The sequence below is a fragment of the Mesorhizobium sp. P2_C7 genome (assembly GCF_056404515.1).
This window is the reverse complement of sequence record NZ_JBFUDW010000016.1, coordinates 159,462-176,948: the sequence shown is the minus strand read 5'-3', so window position 1 is coordinate 176,948 and position 17,487 is coordinate 159,462. Positions and strand designations below refer to the sequence as shown.

Below are 17,487 nucleotides of genomic sequence, written 5' to 3'. Positions count from 1 at the left end.
AAACCATGACCATACGGTTCGATGCCGTGCCACCACTCATCCCCAAGGTGTCGGCGTTCGTCGGCGGCAAGCATGCGATGCTGATCGGCAACGCATGGCTACCGGCCGCCTCGGGAAGGACCCTGGACGTGGTCGATCCTTCGAACGGTCGGATCATTGCGGCGGTGCCGGCCGGGGACAGCGCCGATGTCGATCTGGCGGTCAAGGCCGCGCGCAAGGCGATCGACGGCTCTTGGGCGAAAATGGTGCCGGCCGAGCGCGCCAGACTGATCTGGAAACTCGCCGATCTGATTGATGCCGATGTCGATATGCTGGCAACGCTCAATTCTTATGAGAGCGGCAAGCCAATCGGCGATTCCCGCAATGGCGAGGTGCCGTTCACGGCCGAGACGTTCCGCTACTACGCGGGATGGGCCACCAAGATCAACGGCGAGACGATGACCATCAACGCGCCGGGTGACTGGCATGCCTACACCCGCCGCGAGCCGGTCGGCGTCGTCGGCCAGATCATCCCGTGGAACTTCCCGCTCAGCATGCTCGCCTGGAAGGTGGCGCCGGCACTGGCGGCCGGGTGCACCATCGTGCTCAAGCCGGCCGAGCAGACGCCGCTCGGTGCGCTCTACTTCGGTAAGCTGGTCCAGGACGCCGGTTTTCCGGAAGGCGTGGTCAACATACTGACCGGCTTTGGCGAAACGGTGGGTGCGGCTATGTCGGCCCATCCCGACATCGACAAGGTTGCTTTCACTGGTTCGACCGAAGTCGGCCGGCTGATCGCACGCGCCGCGACCGGCAACCTCAAGAAGGTCAGCTTGGAGCTTGGCGGCAAGGCGCCAACCATCGTGCTCGGGGACGCCGACATCGACATGGCGGTGGCGGGCGCCTCGAGCGCGGCATTCTTCAATGCTGGCCAGAGCTGCGGCGCGGGAACGCGGTTCTTCGTCCACAAGAAGATCTACGACAAGGTCATGTCCGGCATTGCCGAGCGTGCCGAAAAGCTGAAGCTCGGTGCCGGGCTTGATCCGGCGACCGAACTAGGGCCCGTCGTCTCGCAGCAGCAGATGGAACGCATCACCAGGCTGATCTCGGAAGGCAGGAGCGACGGAGCCGAGATAGTCACTGGTGGCGCGCGCGCCGGCGACACCGGCTATTTCGTCAAGCCGACGGTCATTTCCCGCACGCGGCCGGACATGTCGGTGATCCGCGAGGAGATATTCGGGCCAGTGGCCTGCGCGATGCCGTTCGACGACGAGGACCTGGACCAACTTGCCAAGGATGCCAACGACACCGAATATGGCCTTGCCGCTTCGATCTGGACCAACAATCTGGGCGCTGCGCATCGGCTGGCCGCGAAGATCAAATCCGGCACGGTCTGGGTCAACTGCCACAACTTCAACGACGTCACCATGCCGTTCGGCGGTTTCAAGCAATCGGGCTGGGGGCGCGAACTTGGCGAACAGGCGCTCCAGCTCTACACCGAGACCAAGACCGTCGCGATCCGGCTGCCATAGGCGAGGGGGCGGCGGATGTCCTGCTACGAGACGATCGATGCGCGGTTCGGCGATCTGATTGACCCGGTCGCATTCCTAGAAACCATCCATACGGGAAATCGCTGGGCGGAGGGGCCGGTCTATTTTGCCGACCTTCGCTCACTGATCTGGAGCGATATTCCCAACGACCGCATGTTGCGCTGGGACGAGGACACGGGGGCGGTTTCGCTGTTCCGAAGCCATGTCTCCAACCCGAACGGCAACACGCGCGATCGCAACGGAAGGCTGGTCACCTGCATGCAGGGAGAGCGTCGCGTCGTGCGCACGGAATGGGACGGCTCGATCACGGTGCTGGCCTCCGCATACGATGGCAAGCCGTTGAACTCGCCGAACGATGTGATCGTGAAGTCCGACGGCAGCATCTGGTTCACCGACCCCAACTACGGGATCATTTCGGACTATGTCGGGCGCAAGGGCCTGCAGGAGCAACCGGGTTGCCGCGTCTACAGGATCGATCCCAGCTCGGGAGTAGTCACCGTTGTTGCCGATGATTTCTCCATGCCGAACGGGCTCGCCTTCTCGCCCGACGAGAAGCGCCTTTATATTTCGGACTCCGGCTTCCTCACCGACCGCAGCGCCCCGCATCACGTCAGACAGTTTGACGTTGACGGCGACAAGTTGGTAAATTCCCGCGTCTTCGCCGACATATCGCCTGGCATTCCGGATGGTTTTCGCGTTGATGTTACGGGCAATCTCTGGATCAGCGCATGGGATGGCGTACAGTGCCATACGCCCCAAGGTGAACTCATCGGGAAAATTCAGGTGCCGGAAATGGTTGCGAACCTGACCTTTGGTGGACCGCGCAACAATCGACTGTTTATCACGGCGACAACGTCGGTCTATGCCGTGTTCCTGAACGTTCGAGGCCAGAAGTACCCGTTCGGCACGTGACGCGGGCGCCACTGAGTCAGCCTGGAAGCTCTGCAGCAGTGGATGGTTAGGGCGAAAGTTGGACACGAAGCAGCTACAGGTATTCATCGCCGTCGGTGCGGCCGGCAGCTTCTCGAAGGCCGCGCTCGACCTCAATGTCACCCAGCCGATGGTCACGCGCCATATTCGCGGGCTTGAAGAGGAGCTTGGCGTCGAGCTGTTCTATCGCAACGGTCGCGGTGTCGTGCTGACCGAAGCGGGCGTGCTCCTGAAGGCCCATGCCGACGAGATCGTCGAGCGGATGCGGCTGGCGCAGAATGCGGTCTCGAACCTCAAATCCTCCCCAAAGGGGAGGTTGGTGCTGGCCGTGCCGCCTTCGGTCGGCACCGTGCTGACGGTGCCGTTGGTAAAGAAGATCAAGAACGAGTTTCCTAATGTCGCACTGCAGGTGATCGAAGGCTTCAGCGGCCATATCCTGGAGTGGCTGATCGCTGGTCGCATCGATGCTGCCGTGCTCTACAATTCGCCGAACCATCCTTCTGTGCTGACCGAACCGCTTGCCGATGACGAGCTGTTTCTGATCGGACCGGTCTTGTCCGAGCGCGTGCTGCCGCGCGGGCCAGTCGGCCTCAACATCTTCGCCGAGCTGCCGATGATCCTGCCCAGCCGCCCGCACGGGCTGCGGCGGCTCATCGACAACACCCTGGCGGAACACGGCATCTATCCGCGCGTCGAAATGGAGCTGGAGGCAATGCCTTCAACCCTGCTTCTCGTGGAGGAGGGCGCGGGCTACACGGTGCTGCCCTATGCCTCGGTGCATCAGCTGGTCGAGTGGGGTCGGATCGAGGTGTGGCCATTCGATCCGCCGATCACCCGCAAGCTGATCCTCGCCACATCGACGCAACGCCCGATGTCATCAACCTTTCGCCCGCTCTTCCGCACGGTTCGCACCGAGCTGCGCGACATCATATCGACACACATCTGGAAACCGACAAGCCATATCGAATAGCTGCACGAGCAGGATAGTGTGCAATTCGGCTGCCTGCTGCCAACCAATAGCTCCCGATGGAAAGAATTTGATGCGGAACATGATGCTGGGCTTCGCGGCACTTGCCCTGGCCGCGTGCCAATCGGCTCCTGTGGAGCCGCGACCCGCCGCTGTCGAACCTCCTTCAGGTCCCGTTGCCTGACTACGAGGGGATTCAGGCACAGCGCAACCGCGACTGGAAACCGACTTTCGGACGATAGACGAAGCGGGCCTTTAGAGCCGGCAGACCAAGGACTTCAGTCTTACAATGGTAGTTGTGACGACTATTCTGGCCGCGCTGCGTTCCCCTTTAGCCCTTGCGGCATCGCCATTTCCTGATTAAGCGCCAACATCCAAAAAGAGGTACAGTTAACAGCCAAAAGCATCAGCAGGGGAGCCGGCGCTCGCGCGGGAAAGTGGCAGCACGATCGCAAAGGACAAGTCTGATCACAACGCGGTGCGAGCCCGTCTGTGCTCTTTAGGCTGCTTTTCTTCAGGCTGCGCGGGCGAAGCGATCGACCCTGAAGTCGTCGAGCGGCGTTTCGCAATGGTCGGTGGTGATGAGTTCGGCCATGGCGTCGCCCACGCCTGGGCCGAGCTGGAAGCCGTGTCCGCTGAAGCCGAAAGCGTGGAACAGGCCTGGCGTCGTCGCCGAGCGTCCCATGACCGGCAGCATGTCCCGCACATAGCCCTCGCAGCCGGACCATGTACGGATGATCGCGACTTGCGCGATTGCCGGCAGCAGCCGCGCGACGGCGCGCAACTGCATCGGCAGGCGCATTGGGTCGGCGTTCGCATGGCCCGGATCCAGGTTAACCGCCACCCTTTCGGCGGCGCCGCCGAAGACGATGTTGCCCCGCTCGACCTGACGCAGATAGGCGCCATGGTGCTTATCGCGCGTCCAGATGCCCACCACCGGTAGAATCTGATGTGGCACGGGCTCGGTAACGCCCATCTGCGGGCCGCGGGCGTCGAGCGGGACCTCTTCGCCGAACTGCGCGGCGATGCGCGCGCCCCAAGCTCCGGCGGTGTTGAGCAGGCAGCCGGCGGCGAATGTACCTTTTGAACTGGCTACAAGGAAACCGGAGCCCGTGCTGGTGATCTTCCCGACTTCGGCTCCCTCGACGATTTCCGCGCCCAGCTTGCGGGCAGCCTCGGCAAAGGCAGGTGCGATCAGCCGCGGATTGCCGCTGCCATCTTGCGGAGAGAACGACGCCGCGATCGCTTCGGGACCGAGGCCGGGAAAGCGGGCATGGATCTCGCGCGGGCCGAGTTCCTCTAGCTCAAGGCCCCAGGGGCGCGCCGCCTCGGCATAGGTCCGCATGTCTGCGAGCCCGCCTTCATCGAAGATCAGCCGGATATGACCGGTGGCGCGGAATTCCACGTCGCGGCCAAGCATTCTTTCGGCCTCGCCCCACAGCCTGAGCGAACGGAGGGCCAATGGAAGCTGGGAGAGATGGCGCCCGGTGCGCCGGATGTTGCCGAAGGAGGCGACGGTTGCACCGGTGCCGATCCGATTGCGCTCGACCAGCGTCACGCGTGCCCCGCGCCTGGCGAGGAAATAGGCCGAAGCCGTCCCCATCAGTCCGCCGCCCAGCACGATCACATCCATAGTTATTCCTTGAGCAGATGATCCTTTGAAGACGCCGATCTTGTCCGCGCCACGGCGTTGCGTCAAAGATGCGTTTGGACAAGAGCCATAAGCTTTACCTATGGAGTGGCAATGCGGGCCCGGCAGCTCGAAGTGTTCATCGCCGTCATGCGCGCGGGCACCGTGACCGCCGCCGCGCGGATGCTGAACATCTCCCAGCCTGCGCTCAGCCAGATACTGCTCCACACCGAGGACGAACTCGGCTTCACTCTGTTCGAGAGGGTGAAGGGCCGGCTACGGCCGACCCCTGAGGCGCTGGAGATCTTCGCCGATGCCGAAAGGCTGTCGGCGGGGCTCGAGGGCTTGCGCCGCAAGACCACCGACCTGCGTCTGGGCCGAACTGGGTTAGTCCGGGTCGCGGCTTCGCCACCGCCGGCCATGGCGATATTGCCGCGCGCGTTCACCGGATTCCGGGCGCAGCATCCCGATATTTTGCTACGTTCCCATATGGCGCCGATCGCCGCGATCATCGACATGCTGCGCGCCGGCGATGCCAGCCTCGGCGTGGCCATGGACGACCGTCTGCCTCCCGATATCGAGGCGGAAGTGATCGGCAGCGTCGGATTCGCATGCCTTTTGCCCATAGGGCATGCGTTGGCCAGGAAAACCGAGCTGCGGCTCGCCGATCTCGCCGGCGAGGAATTGATATCCTATCGCGGAAACACCCGTCCCGCCGACGAACTGGCCCATGCGGCCCGCGCGCAGGGTGTGGCGCTTTCGCTGTCCCTCGAGATCGACGTGTCCATCTCCGCGGTCGGCTTCGTCCAGGCCGGTCTGGGTATCGCGCTCGTCGACGCGCTGCTGCCCTGGCACCAGTTTGCCGGGCTTGCCGTCAGGCCGCTCGCGGCGGGGCCGGAATTTCCGATCGCGCTGCTGACCTCGCGCACTCGGCCACTTTCGCGGGCCGATGAGATGATGCGCGAGCAAATCCGTGCTGCCTGTTCGGTGGTCCTCGGCGAACATCGCGCCAAAGCATAAGCAAGACTTATATCCTTGCCTCTCATCCATCTTGGACCCTGACCGTCCGCTCGTGCCAGTTTTGGTCGGCAGACAGGAAGGGACGCATCATGGACGGTGCCATCGCGGCAAATGGGGCGCGGAAAGAGGCCGACTGGAAGGTCGGCGTCGATATCGGCGGGACATTCATCGATTTCTGCGCGCTCGAAGCCCGTTCCGGTCGGGTCGCCTCGCTGAAAGTGCTGACGACGCCGGAAGATCCGGGCGCCGAGCTGATGACGGGCCTCACCCTTCTGGCCGAACGCGAAGGCTTTGATCCTGGGCGCATGACGCGCTTCGTGCACGGCACGACGGTCGGCATCAACACGATCATCCAGCGCAAGGGCGCGCCGCTGGCGCTGTTCACCAATGCCGGCTTCGAAGACGTCATCGAACTCGCGCGGCTGCGAATGCCGGACATGTATTCGCTGTTCTGCGCCAGGCCGGACCCGCTGATCTCGCGCGACATGGTGTTTGGCATTCCGGTTCGCATGCGTGCCGATGGAAGCGAATCCCAGGCACCGGACATGGCGGCGGTGGCTAACGCGGTGGCACTGGCGAAAGCGAACGGGGCGCAAGGGATCATCGTCTCCTTCCTCCATTCGTGGCGCAACGCCGCGCAGGAAACCTCGGTGAAGGCGGCGATCGCGCTTCTTGCGCCCGACCTCTTCGTCTTCTCCTCGGCCGAGGTGTGGCCGGTCATCCGCGAATACGAGCGCAGCTCGACCGCCATCCTCAATGGCTATGTCCATCCGCGCGTCTCGTCCTATCTGACGGCGCTGGAGGAGCGGCTGAAGGACCGCGGCGTGCCTGCCCGCCCGATGCTGACGAAGTCGAACGGAGGGTTGATGAACGCTGCCGAAGGCAAGCGCGCTTGCGTGAACATGCTGCTCTCGGGAACGGCCTCCGGCGTCATCGGCGCCTCCTGGCTGGCGCGTCAGGCCGGAGAGGACAAGGTTCTTACCCTCGACATTGGCGGGACCTCGGCCGACTTCGCGCTCATCATCGGCGGCGAGGCGCAGTTCGGGACAGGCGAATTGATCGGCGAGTTTCCGCTCCATATCCCCTCCGTGTCGGTGAGCTCGATCGGCGTCGGCGGCGGCTCGATCGCCAGTGTCGACGCACAGGGGGTGCTGCGGGTCGGGCCGGAGTCGGCCGGTTCCACGCCAGGACCGGCATGCTATGGCCGTGGCGGCGAGCGGCCGACGGTGACGGACGCCATGGTGGTGTGTGGATGGCTTGGTCACAGCGAGATGGCCTACGGCCAGCTCAGGATCGATACCGGGCTGGCGCATCGCGCAATCGGCGAACTTGCCGCTCGCCTCGGCCGTCCAGTCGAGCAGACCGCGCAGGCGATCCTCGACATCGCGGTGTCGGAGATGTTCGTCGAGGTCGAGAAGCTCGCCTCGCGCGCCGGCGTCGACTTGCGCGATTTCACGCTGATGCCCTTCGGCGGCGGCGGCCCGATGCTCGGCGCCTTCCTCGCCCGCGAACTCGGGATGAAGCGTGTCATGGCGCCCCGCCGTCCCGGCGTGGTGTCGGCGCTGGGCGGGCTCGTGGCGGACCTGCGCGGAGACTTCATTCGCACCATCTTCAGCCTGCTGTCGGGCATGTCGCTTGCGGGAATTCGCGATGCCTTCGAGGCCCTCGCGCAAGAGGGTCGCGACTGGCTCGCGGCGCAGGGGCATGAGGGGGCGGCCGAACTCAGCCTATCCTGCGACATGCGCTATGTCGGGCAGAGTTATGAGATCGAGGTCGTCCTTCAGCCGGAATGGCTGACGGACGGCAATGCGACCGCCATCGCACAAGCCTTCCACCTCACCCATGAGCAGCTCTACGATTTCCACGACCCGGACGGCGAGATCGAACTTGTGAATGTCCGGCTGTCCGCAGTGGGCGCGGGGCCGAAACTCCACTTCCCGGTGGTCGACGCGATCGACGCCCCGGCCATTCCGGCGCGCCGTCTCCCGGTCTACACGGGCGCGAGCGTAGAGACCGTCGACCTCCACGACCGGCAGGCCCTCGTGCCGGGCAGCACGTTCCATGGGCCTGCCGTGGTCGTTCAGGAAGACACCACTTTTGCCATTCCCGCGGGAGCGCTGGCACGGGTCGACCGTCACCTCAACCTTCTGCTGACCTTCCCGGAGTGATGCCATGTTTGACCGGACAAATCTGCAGGTTCTGGCGAACCATGCCCGCGCGGCCGCCGAGAACATGGCCCACACGTTGCACCGCACCGCGCACTCCGCCTTCGTCAAGGAGACGCAGGACTTTACGGTGATGCTGATGGACCGTTCAGGCGCGACCTTCGCCGTGCCGATGGACCTCGGCGCCACCTGGTATCCGGGGCTTTCGTATCACCGCGCTATCGCGATGGTCGACAACTACCGGCCGGGAGACGTCGCGTTCACCAACGATCCCTATTCCGGCCACGTCGCCACCCACGCGCCCGACACGCATCTGTGGAAGCCGGTCTTCGTCGACGGCGAGATCGTCGCCTGGACCGGAGGGCATATCCACAACACCGACATGGGCGGGGCTGTGCCGGCTTCGCTCAGCCGGGCGCTGACCGAAATCCATCAGGAAGGTATCCGCTTTCCCCCGATGAAGCTTGTGAACGAGGGCGTCTTCGACGAGACGATCCTGCGGATCATGAGCACCAATGTGCGCAAGCCCGACCTCAACATCGGCGACATCAAGGCGCTGGTCGGGGCGCTCAACACCGGCGAGCGCAAGATCCAGGCAATGGTGAGGAAGTTCGGCAAGGCCGGCTTCATCGAAGGCGTTTCCGCTCTTCTCGGCCATGCCGAGGCGCAGGCGCGCGACGTGCTGCGCTCCATGCCCGACGGGACGTGGGAATTCGCCGACTATGCCGACGAGGATTCGGTCGAGGCCAATCCCTGCCGGCTGAAGCTGACGCTGACGATCAGGGGCGACGAGGCGGTGCTCGACTTCACCGGCTCCGATCCGCAGCTCGGCTCCTCGCTCAACGTGCCTTCAGGCGGCGACCCGCGCCACACTATGCTGCTGGTGGGCGTCTACTATGTGCTCTACACGATCAACCCGAAGATCCTGCTCAATACGGGCCTCACCCGACCGTTCACCTGCATCGCACCCACGGGTTCGGTGCTGAACCCGGTATACCCCGCCGCCGTGGGCATGCGCTCGCTCACCTGCGCCCGGCTGCGGTCGGTCATCTTCGGCGCCTTCTCGCAAGCGGTGCCGGAGCGCCTACCAGCGGCACCCGCCGGCAACAACTGCATCGTCAATGTCATGACCACGGACGAGCGGACCAGCCGGACCGTCATCGCCGCGGTCAATCCCGTCGTGGGCGGCGGCGGCGCCATGCCCCATCGCGACGGAACCAACGGATCGGGCGCCGATGCGGCCTATCTCAAGAACACGCCGATCGAGATCACCGAGACCGAGACTCCGGTCGAATTCGTGAAATACGGGCTCGCCAGGGACAGCGGCGGCGCGGGCCGCTGGCGCGGCGGGCTGGCGACCGAGATGGCCTTCCGTATCTTCGCCCCCGACTCAAGGATCACGGCGCGCAACCGGGACCGCAGCTTCTTTCGTCCCTGGGGCGTGCTGGGCGGCAAGGCGGCCGGCCTGTCGGACATGCTCGTCAATCCGGGGACCGAGCACGAGCGGCGGCTGGGCAACATCGACACGGCGGTGCTCCAGCCCGGCGACGTGCTCGATATCCGTTCCGCCGGAGGCGGTGGGCGCGGCGATCCGCATGAGCGCGAGCCCTGGCGGGTCGCGCAGGATGTGCGGCGCGGCTATGTTTCGGCGACGGCGGCCGAGCGGGACTATGGCGTCGTCATCCGTGGCGGCGAGGTCGACGAGGAGGCAACGGAAAGGCTGCGCGCACGCCAGGGGCCAGCCGCCGGCCATTTCCATTTCGGTCCGGAGCGCGACGGTTATGAAGCGCAGTGGACGCCGTTGGCTTACGCCCGGCTCACCGCCATACTGAGGGACTTGCCGATCCATTGGCGGTTCTTCGCCAAGACGGAGATCTTCCGCCGCATGAAGGAACGTTCGGGGCCGGAGGGCGTCCAGGCGGCGTTCGATGCGGCCTGCGAGCGGTTCCCCGAACTGCCACGTCCTCGCCCCGTGCGAGAAGCAGCAGAATGATCACCGCCGGCCGCATCGTCCGGCTGGCCGAGCGCGACCGGGCGCAGTTGCATTTCTTTCTCGACGGGCAGATGCGCAGTGCACTGGCGGGCGACACCGTGCTGACCGCCATGCTGGCGTCAGGGCACGCGTTGCGAAAGTCCGAGTTCGGACCAGAGCCGCGCGCCGGCTTCTGCCTGATGGGAGCCTGCCAGGATTGCTGGGTATGGCAGGACGAGGGACCGCGCCTGCGGGCTTGCTCGACACTTCTCAGCGAAGGCATGCGGTTGCGCACGATGCCACCGGAGCGCTGGCCGTGAGCGAGACCTCATCGCAGCGGGTCGTGATCGTGGGCGCCGGTCCAGCCGGCATAAGGGCCGCTGCGGCGCTGGTCGAGGCCGGACTTCACCCGGTGGTGATCGACGAAGGGCATTGCGCGGGCGGGCAGATCTATCGCCGCCCCCCTGCCGGCTTTACCCGCACGGCAGAGCAGCTCTACGGGTCGGAAGCGCCGAAGGCGCGCGCGCTGCATATGCTCTTCGATCGGCTGGCCAAGGAAGGGCGGCTCACCCATTGCGCGGCGAGTTCGGTCATCGCAGCGCAGGAGGGTCGGCTGCACGTGCTGGGGGAGGGTGGTGTGCAGGTGGTCTTCTATGACCGCCTGATCCTTGCCACCGGCGCATCCGACCGTGTCGCTCCGGTGCCGGGCTGGCAGAATGCCGGCGTCTATAGCCTTGGCGCGGCGCAGATCGCGCTCAAGGCGCAGGGCGTGGCGCTTGGGCGGCGGATCGTGCTGTCGGGATCAGGGCCACTGCTGACGCTGGTCGGCGCCCAGCTTGTCAAGGTCGGAGCGGATGTGGCGGCGGTGTTGGACACCTCGCCCTGGCGCCAGCAGATGCGAGGGGCGGTCTGGGGACTTGCTGCCCGGCCATTGGTGGCGCTGCGCGGCATGGCCCTGCGAGCAAGGCTCGGCGGCCGCTACCATGCGGGTGTGACGCTCGAACGGATCGAGGCCGACAAGCAAGGTGTCGCGGCGATGCGCTGGCGCGACGCCGGCGGCCGGGAGCACCGCACCCCTTGCGACATGATCGGCATGGGCTGGCACCTGCGGGCAGAGACGCATCTGGCCGACCTTGTGGGATGCACCTTCACCTATGACGAGCAATGGCGGCAATGGCTGCCAAGGACCGACCAGATGGGTCGTGCCGGCAACGGAGTCTACCTGGCGGGCGATGGGGTTCGTCTTCTGGGAGCGGATGGCGCGGAGATCGCAGGGCGTCTCGCGGCTGCGGCATGCCTTGCCGATCTCGGAATTCCTGCGGCCGCCACCGGCGTCGATTTGCGCAAGCTGGCACGGCTCGAGCGCTTTGCTCGCGGCCTGGCTTGCGCCTTTCCCTGGCCGGCAGCGATGGCGCGGGCACTTCCCGATGAGGCGGTCGTCTGTCGCTGCGAGAACGTGACAGCCGGAGCCGTACGCCAGAGCGTGGATTTCGGCGGCGGCGAGGCCAACAGGGTGAAATCGCTGTCGCGCGTCGGCATGGGGCGATGCCAGGGGCGCTACTGCCAGTTGGCTGCCGTCGAACTCGTGGCGGCGCAGGCCGGCTGTGCGGCCGACGCTGTCGGCCGGTTTCGCGGACAGGCGCCTGTCCGGCCGGCGCCTGTCGGTGCCTTCCTCCGGGACGGCTGATGCAATTCCGGAGTCCACACCAGGAAGACATGGATCACGTCTCAGAAATCGGCGACCTTCCCCCAGGCTGAAGCGTCGAAGCGCCGGGGATCATAGGAATTCGGATCGACGATCGGTTCCGACCCGGTCACCAGATCGGCGACGAGGTGACCGGCGCCCGGGCCGATGCCGAAGCCGTGTCCCGAAAATCCGGCAGCCAGGAAGAAGCCCGGCACCGTTTGGATCTTGCCGATGGCGGGCACGCCGTCCGGCGTGCTGTCGATGTAACCGGCCCAGGCAGCGCTGATCCTTGTCTTTCTGAGGTCGGGCAGGAGTTCGAGCGCCCGGGCATGGGTCAGGCGGATGGTCGCCTGGTCCGGGGTCGGATCGAGGATGCGCATCCGCTCCATCGGTGTCGGTTGGTCGAGCCGCCAGCAACCGAGCGTTTCGTGGCCCGAGCGCATGCCCTGCAGACCGCCGGGTGCGAGGCTGCGCCAGCGCTTCAGGAACATGGGCAGGAACTGCGACGAGAAGCGCAACTGCTGCGGCGTCACGTCCACCCGGCCGCGTCCGCTTATGGCGAGCGTGTAGCCGCCGTCGCCGCGACGCGTGGCCGAGATCCTTGCCGTGTGCAGCGCATCCGGCAGACCTTCGGCACCCGGCGAGACGGACAGGATGGAGGAACGGATCGACGCCTGCGGAAAGCGGAAGCCGAACTGCCGGCAAAAAGAGGAGGCCCAGGCGCCGCCGGCCAGGACGGCCACCTTCGTCCGGATCGTTCCGCTTTCGGTGACCACGCCGCTCAGGCGGCCGCCCTCGATCTCGATACCGCGCGCGGCGCAGCTCTGGTGCACGGAGCCCCCAAGCTTGAGAATGGCACGGGCGACCGAGGGCGCGGCGCGCGACGGGTCGGCGGTGCCGTCGGTCGGCGAGAAGACGCCGCCCTTCCAGGTCCGGCCCGTGGCGCGGCCCCGCTCGCTGGCCGCGGCGCTGTCGAGCATATGCGTGGTAACGCCGGCCGTTTTGGCGAAATCACGCCAGCGCGCCCAGCCGGCCAGTTCCGCCTCGTCGTCGCTGAGATAGAGCAGGCCGCAGCGGCGAAAGCCGGTGTCTTCGCCGGTTTCCGTCGCGAAGCTGTCCCACAGATCAAGGCTTCGGGTTGCCATCGGCAACTCGCGGGCGTCACGATTCTGCTGGCGGCACCAGCCCCAGTTCCTGGAGGACTGCTCGGCGCCGATGCGTCCCTTTTCGACAAGCACGACCTGCATGCCGCGCCTGGCCAGATAGTAGGCCGCGAAGGCACCGACAATGCCGCCGCCGATCACCACCGCGTCCGCGGACTGGGGCAGTTCGCCGGATGTCTCGATTTGCTGCAGCGGCGCGCGCATGGTCCCTCTACGTTTGAAGCGCCAATCCTAGCGCGTTGCGCAGGCAGCCGCTGCCGCAGTTGAGGCCCAAGCAGAATTTTATTCCGGCAGCCCGGTTGAAATCGGGAGTCGCTGCGTTTCAAAGCGGCATCGCTTGGATGGACAGGCCAGCGGGCTGTGGTAGTGTCAATGGCTACTAGCAAGGCAGCATTTTGTGCTGTGGCGCGCGCGTTCTGCGGAGACGGCCGTGAAACTGGATCGGATCGATATCAAGATCCTCTACGAGTTGCAGAAGAACGGCCGCATCACCAATGTGGAATTGGCCGATCTGGTGCATCTGTCGCCAAGCCCGTGCCTGATGCGGGTGAAGAAACTCCAGTCGGAAGGCTACATCGAGGGCTATTCCGCACAGGTCAATATCGGCAAGCTCGGCCAGACGCTGACCGTGTTCACCGAAATCACCTTGAAGAACCATCGCCAGGTGGACTTCGCCCGCTTTCTCGCCGTGGTGGAGAAGATCGACCAGGTCATCGAATGCCACCTCGTGTCGGGCGGCTACGACTATTTGATGAAATTCGTGACCGCCGGTATCGGCGAGTACCAGACGATCATGGAACGGCTGACCGACATGGATATCGGCATCGACAAGTATTTCAGCTTCGTGGTGCTGAAGTCTCCCATCGTCAAGGCGCACATGCCGCTACCCAGCCTGTTTCCCAGGTGAGGCGGCTGCTTCCTGAAACGCTGGCCCCTTTGTCGATGTAGTCAGCGGTGGCCGTACTGGCTGACGAGCTCGGGGTCGCGGACGAGGCCGTCCAGCCAGGTCGGGTCAAGCTTCGGCACCGAGGAGAACAGAAGCTTGGAATAGGGGTGGGTGGGAGCCGTCAGCTTGTCTGGCGTGATCTGCTCCACCCGTTCCCCGTTGTACATGACCATGATCTCGTCGCAGATGGCCTCGACGACGGAGAGGTCGTGGCTGATGAAGATGTAGGAGAGTCCCAGCTCGCGCTGCAGCTCCTTGAGCAGCTCGATCACGGCAGACGCCACCACCGTGTCGAGGGCCGAGGTGATTTCGTCGCAGATGATCAGCTTGGGGTTGGCCGCCAGCGCGCGTGCGAAATTCACGCGCTGCTTCTGGCCGCCAGAGAGCTCCGATGGGTGACGGTAGCGCAGGCCCCTTGGCAAGCGCACCATGTCGAGCAGCTCGTCCACGCGCTTCGAGCGCGCCTGCCTGTCGAGCCGGTGATAGAAGGCGAGCGGACGGGAGATGATGTCCTCCACCGGCTTGGCCGGATTGAGCGCAGTATCGGCATATTGGAACACGATCTGCATCTCGCGCAGCTGGTCCTGGCTGCGCTTCCTGGCGGCTCGCTGCAGTTGCTTGCCGTCGAAGACGATGTCGCCGGCCGCCGCTGGGTGGATACCGGCGATGACGCGCGCCAGGGTCGATTTTCCGCAGCCGGATTCGCCGATGACGCCGAGATTGCGCCCCTTCTCGACGACCAGGCTGACGGAATCGACCGCGCGGATGAGTGGCAGTCCGTCATCGCGAACCGGGCCGTAGCCGGCCGTCACATTGTCGATACGCAGCAGCTGCTTGGTCCCGGCATCTGCGTCCGCATGTGCTTGCCGCGGCTTCGGTTCGAAGGCGGCCAGCAGTTCGCGCGTATAGGGATGCTGGGCAGCCGAAAGGATTGCCGCGGTAGTGCCGGTCTCCTGCACTTCGCCGCCCTTCAGCACCACGATGCGGTCGGCGATCTGGGCCACGACCGCGAGGTCATGGGAAACATAGACACCCGCCACGCCGCCCGCCCGCATGACCGACTTGAATGCCTTCAGCACGTCGATCTGCGTCGTCACGTCGAGTGCCGTCGTCGGCTCGTCGAAGATGACCATCTTGGGATCGCTAATGAGCGCCATGGCCGCCGACAGCCGCTGCAACTGCCCGCCCGAAACCTGGTGCGGATAACGGGTACCGATCCCTTCCGGGTCGGGCAGCGACAAGGCCCTGAACAGCTCGACCGCGCGCTGCCGCGCCTGTTCGGGCGGCATCAGCTTGTGGATCCGCGTGACCTCGATGACCTGCTCCATGATCGTGGAGGAGGGGTTGAACGAGGCAGCTGCGCTTTGCGGGACATAGGCAATGTCGGTGCCGCGCAGCCTGGCGCGTTCCTTTTCGGAAAGGGTAGCCATGTTCTTGCCGCCAACATTGATCTCGCCGCTGGTGATCCGGCAGCCGGGCCGCGCATAGCCCATCAGCGAGAGCGCCACCGTGGTCTTGCCGGAGCCGCTTTCTCCGATCAGGGCGACGATCTCGCCGTAGGCGATGTCGAGGCTGACGCCCTTGATGATTTCGACAAGTCGTCCGGAGTCGGTTTTCGCCTCGATCCGCAGGTTCCTGACCTCGACGAGATTGCTCATGCGTCCCGATCCCTGATCTTCTGCGGCAGGTTGTCGATCAGCAGGTTGACGCTGATGGTGAGGCTGGCGATTGCCAACGACGGCACGATGACGGCGGGGGCCGCGAAAGGCAGGCCGCCGATGTTCTCGCGCACCAGCGCGCCCCAGTCGGCGAGCGGCGGCTGGAGACCGAGTCCCAGGAAGGACAGGCCGGAGAGCAAAAGCACGATGAAGACGAAGCGCAGGCCGAAGTCGGCCAGCACCGGGCGGATGATGTTGGGCAGGATTTCAGACCCGATGAGGTAGAGGGTGCTCTCGCCGCGGACACGGGCGACGGTGATGAAGTCCATGGTGTTAATGTTGACGGCGAGCGCGCGCGCAAAGCGGTAGGCGCCGGGGATATAGATGACGGCGAGCGTCACGATCAGCACCGGGATCGACGAGCCGACCGCGGCGACGACCACAAGGCCGAACAGCTTGCTGGGGATGGAGTTCATGGCGTCCAGGAAGCGGCTGAGGCAGGTGTCGAGCCAGCCACCGGTGACGGCCGCAATCATCCCCAGCACGACGCCCGAAAAACAGGCGATGGAGACGGCGGCGAGCGATATGCCGACGGTGTAGCGGGCGCCCATCAGAACTCGCGAGAGCATATCGCGCCCAAGATAGTCCGAGCCGAGCCACAGTCCCTGGCGCATCGGGCCGAAATAGTCGTCGTCGACTATGTCGCCGATCGAATGGGGAATCACGTAGGGCGCAAGGATCGCGACGAGCGTCCAAGCCAGGATGACCAGCGCGGCCACGACGCCCACGAGGCTGTAGCTGTGGCCCAGGAAGGACCGCCGAGAGGTTGTCACGCGCGCTGTCGTCATCTGAGCCTCGGGTTGGACATGATGGCGACGACGTCGGCGGCGGTGATGAGAAAGAGATAGCCGAGGCAGAAGATCATCGCGCAGCTCTGGATCAGCGGCAGGTCGCGGGTGGCGACCGCATCGACCATCAGCTTGGCGATGCCGGGATAGTTGAAGATCGTCTCGACGATGATGACGCCGCCGACCAGATAGGAAAGCGAAAGCGCTACCGCGTTGACGATCGGCCCGAGCGCATTAGGGAGCGCGTGCCTCAGGACCATGCGGCTACGCGAGGCGCCTTTCAGAAGCGCCATCTCGACATAAGGCGTGGAGAGCGTCTCGATCACCGCGGCGCGGGTCATGCGGATCATCTGGGCGGAGATGACGAAGGTGAGCGTGATCACCGGCATTGCATAGATGCGCACGAGATCGGTCAGCGAATGCGCCTCGTTGACCGAGGACAACGCCGGCAGCCATTTGAGATAAACGGCGAAGAGCAGGACCGCGAGGGTCGCGACCATGAATTCCGGCACGGAGATGACGCCGATCGACAGGATGGTGACCGTGCGGTCGTAGACGGAGCCGCGCAACATGGCGGCGGTGATGCCGAGCGTCAGCGCCAGTGGCACCGAGAGCAGCGTGGTGATGCCGGCGAGCTTCATGGTGTTGACCAGGCGCCCGCCGATTAGCGCCGCGACCGGCATCTCGTTGGCATAGGAGGTGCCGAGGTCACCATGGAGCAGGCCGAGAAGCCAGAGCAGGAAGCGCAGGATCGCCGGATCATTAAGATGCATAGCCTCACGCAGGCCGGCGACCGCTTCAGGAGTCGCCGCCTGGCCGAGCAGGATAGACGCGGTGTCGCCGGGTAGCATGCTGGTGGCGAAGAACACGGCGAACAGCACGATCAAAAGTGTGACAGCCGCGATCCCCAGCCGCTTCAGCACGAGGTTGAGAACCCCAGATGTCATGGAAGCGCTCCCTGCGGTTGTTCGGCCA

14 protein-coding genes are annotated in these 17,487 nt (G+C 65.0%); 9 read left to right on the top strand and 5 right to left on the bottom strand.

Annotated features, from left to right (window positions below):
• Positions 1–5: 5 nt before the first annotated feature.
• From AC1D2G_RS28240 to AC1D2G_RS28230, 3 genes are read left to right on the top strand one after another with little or no spacing between them, the layout of a single operon-like run.
• Positions 6–1,508 carry an aldehyde dehydrogenase family protein gene (locus tag AC1D2G_RS28240; protein WP_477418167.1) on the top strand — a complete coding sequence of 501 codons (1,503 nt, stop codon included), beginning with the start codon at positions 6–8 and terminating at the stop codon, positions 1,506–1,508.
• 15 nt (positions 1,509–1,523) lie between these two features.
• On the top strand, positions 1,524–2,438 hold the full coding sequence (locus tag AC1D2G_RS28235; protein WP_477418165.1) for an SMP-30/gluconolactonase/LRE family protein: 915 nt from the start codon (positions 1,524–1,526) through the stop codon (positions 2,436–2,438).
• A gap of 58 nt (positions 2,439–2,496) precedes the next feature.
• Positions 2,497–3,426 carry a LysR family transcriptional regulator gene (locus AC1D2G_RS28230; RefSeq protein WP_477418163.1) on the top strand — a complete coding sequence of 310 codons (930 nt, stop codon included), beginning with the start codon at positions 2,497–2,499 and terminating at the stop codon, positions 3,424–3,426.
• 511 nt (positions 3,427–3,937) lie between these two features.
• Here AC1D2G_RS28230 and AC1D2G_RS28225 read toward each other — a convergent pair.
• Positions 3,938–5,056 carry an NAD(P)/FAD-dependent oxidoreductase gene (locus AC1D2G_RS28225; protein WP_477418161.1) on the bottom strand — a complete coding sequence of 373 codons (1,119 nt, stop codon included), beginning with the start codon at positions 5,054–5,056 and terminating at the stop codon, positions 3,938–3,940.
• Between the two features lie 111 nt (positions 5,057–5,167).
• On the opposite strand from AC1D2G_RS28225, the gene AC1D2G_RS28220 reads away from it, so the two are divergent.
• The 5 genes from AC1D2G_RS28220 to AC1D2G_RS28200 all read left to right on the top strand — a co-directional run bounded on the left by AC1D2G_RS28220 (position 5,168) and on the right by AC1D2G_RS28200 (position 11,897).
• On the top strand, positions 5,168–6,073 hold the full coding sequence (locus AC1D2G_RS28220) for a LysR substrate-binding domain-containing protein (RefSeq protein ID WP_477418159.1): 906 nt from the start codon (positions 5,168–5,170) through the stop codon (positions 6,071–6,073).
• Positions 6,074–6,162: 89 nt separating this feature from the next.
• Complete coding sequence (locus AC1D2G_RS28215; RefSeq protein WP_477418157.1) at positions 6,163–8,241, top strand: hydantoinase/oxoprolinase family protein; 2,079 nt, start codon at positions 6,163–6,165, stop codon at positions 8,239–8,241.
• A gap of 4 nt (positions 8,242–8,245) precedes the next feature.
• Entirely contained in the window at positions 8,246–10,231 is a 1,986-nt protein-coding gene (locus tag AC1D2G_RS28210; protein ID WP_477418155.1) for a hydantoinase B/oxoprolinase family protein, read from the top strand.
• A complete protein-coding gene (locus AC1D2G_RS28205; RefSeq protein ID WP_477418153.1) occupies positions 10,228–10,530 on the top strand; it encodes a (2Fe-2S)-binding protein in 303 nt (100 codons plus the stop codon). Before AC1D2G_RS28210 ends, AC1D2G_RS28205 begins: the two co-directional genes overlap by 4 nt.
• Positions 10,527–11,897 carry an FAD/NAD(P)-dependent oxidoreductase gene (locus AC1D2G_RS28200; RefSeq protein WP_477418151.1) on the top strand — a complete coding sequence of 457 codons (1,371 nt, stop codon included), beginning with the start codon at positions 10,527–10,529 and terminating at the stop codon, positions 11,895–11,897. Before AC1D2G_RS28205 ends, AC1D2G_RS28200 begins: the two co-directional genes overlap by 4 nt.
• A 41-nt stretch (positions 11,898–11,938) precedes the next feature.
• Here the strand turns inward: AC1D2G_RS28200 and AC1D2G_RS28195 are convergent, their stop codons facing one another.
• Positions 11,939–13,264, bottom strand: a complete 1,326-nt coding sequence (locus AC1D2G_RS28195; protein WP_477418150.1) for an NAD(P)/FAD-dependent oxidoreductase — start codon at positions 13,262–13,264, stop codon at positions 11,939–11,941.
• Between the two features lie 226 nt (positions 13,265–13,490).
• Between AC1D2G_RS28195 and AC1D2G_RS28190 the strand changes: the two genes are divergently transcribed.
• Positions 13,491–13,967: an Lrp/AsnC family transcriptional regulator gene (locus tag AC1D2G_RS28190; RefSeq protein ID WP_095091725.1), complete on the top strand. Its 477-nt coding sequence runs from the start codon at positions 13,491–13,493 to the stop codon at positions 13,965–13,967.
• A gap of 41 nt (positions 13,968–14,008) precedes the next feature.
• Here AC1D2G_RS28190 and AC1D2G_RS28185 read toward each other — a convergent pair whose 3' ends face one another.
• From AC1D2G_RS28185 to AC1D2G_RS28175, 3 genes are read right to left on the bottom strand one after another with little or no spacing between them, the layout of a single operon-like run.
• Complete coding sequence (locus AC1D2G_RS28185; RefSeq protein ID WP_477418148.1) at positions 14,009–15,664, bottom strand: ABC transporter ATP-binding protein; 1,656 nt, start codon at positions 15,662–15,664, stop codon at positions 14,009–14,011.
• The gene (locus tag AC1D2G_RS28180) at positions 15,661–16,512 is read right to left on the bottom strand and encodes an ABC transporter permease (RefSeq protein ID WP_457151864.1); all 852 of its coding nucleotides are present in this window, start codon (positions 16,510–16,512) and stop codon (positions 15,661–15,663) included. Before AC1D2G_RS28180 ends, AC1D2G_RS28185 begins: the two co-directional genes overlap by 4 nt.
• Positions 16,509–17,459 (bottom strand): ABC transporter permease, encoded by a 951-nt coding sequence (locus tag AC1D2G_RS28175; RefSeq protein WP_095091041.1) that lies wholly within the window; start codon positions 17,457–17,459, stop codon positions 16,509–16,511. Before AC1D2G_RS28175 ends, AC1D2G_RS28180 begins: the two co-directional genes overlap by 4 nt.
• Positions 17,460–17,487: the final 28 nt, after the last annotated feature.

Excerpts from the sequence above, each read along its gene's own strand:
- AC1D2G_RS28240 (WP_477418167.1), top strand. The coding sequence starts at position 6 with ATGACCATACGGTTCGATGCCGTGCCACCACTCATCCCCAAGGTGTCG.
- AC1D2G_RS28235 (WP_477418165.1), top strand. The coding sequence starts at position 1,524 with ATGTCCTGCTACGAGACGATCGATGCGCGGTTCGGCGATCTGATTGAC.
- AC1D2G_RS28225 (WP_477418161.1), bottom strand. The coding sequence starts at position 5,056 with ATGGATGTGATCGTGCTGGGCGGCGGACTGATGGGGACGGCTTCGGCC.
- AC1D2G_RS28220 (WP_477418159.1), top strand. The coding sequence starts at position 5,168 with ATGCGGGCCCGGCAGCTCGAAGTGTTCATCGCCGTCATGCGCGCGGGC.
- AC1D2G_RS28215 (WP_477418157.1), top strand. The coding sequence starts at position 6,163 with ATGGACGGTGCCATCGCGGCAAATGGGGCGCGGAAAGAGGCCGACTGG.
- AC1D2G_RS28210 (WP_477418155.1), top strand. The coding sequence starts at position 8,246 with ATGTTTGACCGGACAAATCTGCAGGTTCTGGCGAACCATGCCCGCGCG.
- AC1D2G_RS28205 (WP_477418153.1), top strand. The coding sequence starts at position 10,228 with ATGATCACCGCCGGCCGCATCGTCCGGCTGGCCGAGCGCGACCGGGCG.
- AC1D2G_RS28195 (WP_477418150.1), bottom strand. The coding sequence starts at position 13,264 with ATGCGCGCGCCGCTGCAGCAAATCGAGACATCCGGCGAACTGCCCCAG.
- AC1D2G_RS28185 (WP_477418148.1), bottom strand. The coding sequence starts at position 15,664 with ATGAGCAATCTCGTCGAGGTCAGGAACCTGCGGATCGAGGCGAAAACC.
- AC1D2G_RS28180 (WP_457151864.1), bottom strand. The coding sequence starts at position 16,512 with ATGACGACAGCGCGCGTGACAACCTCTCGGCGGTCCTTCCTGGGCCAC.
- AC1D2G_RS28175 (WP_095091041.1), bottom strand. The coding sequence starts at position 17,459 with ATGACATCTGGGGTTCTCAACCTCGTGCTGAAGCGGCTGGGGATCGCG.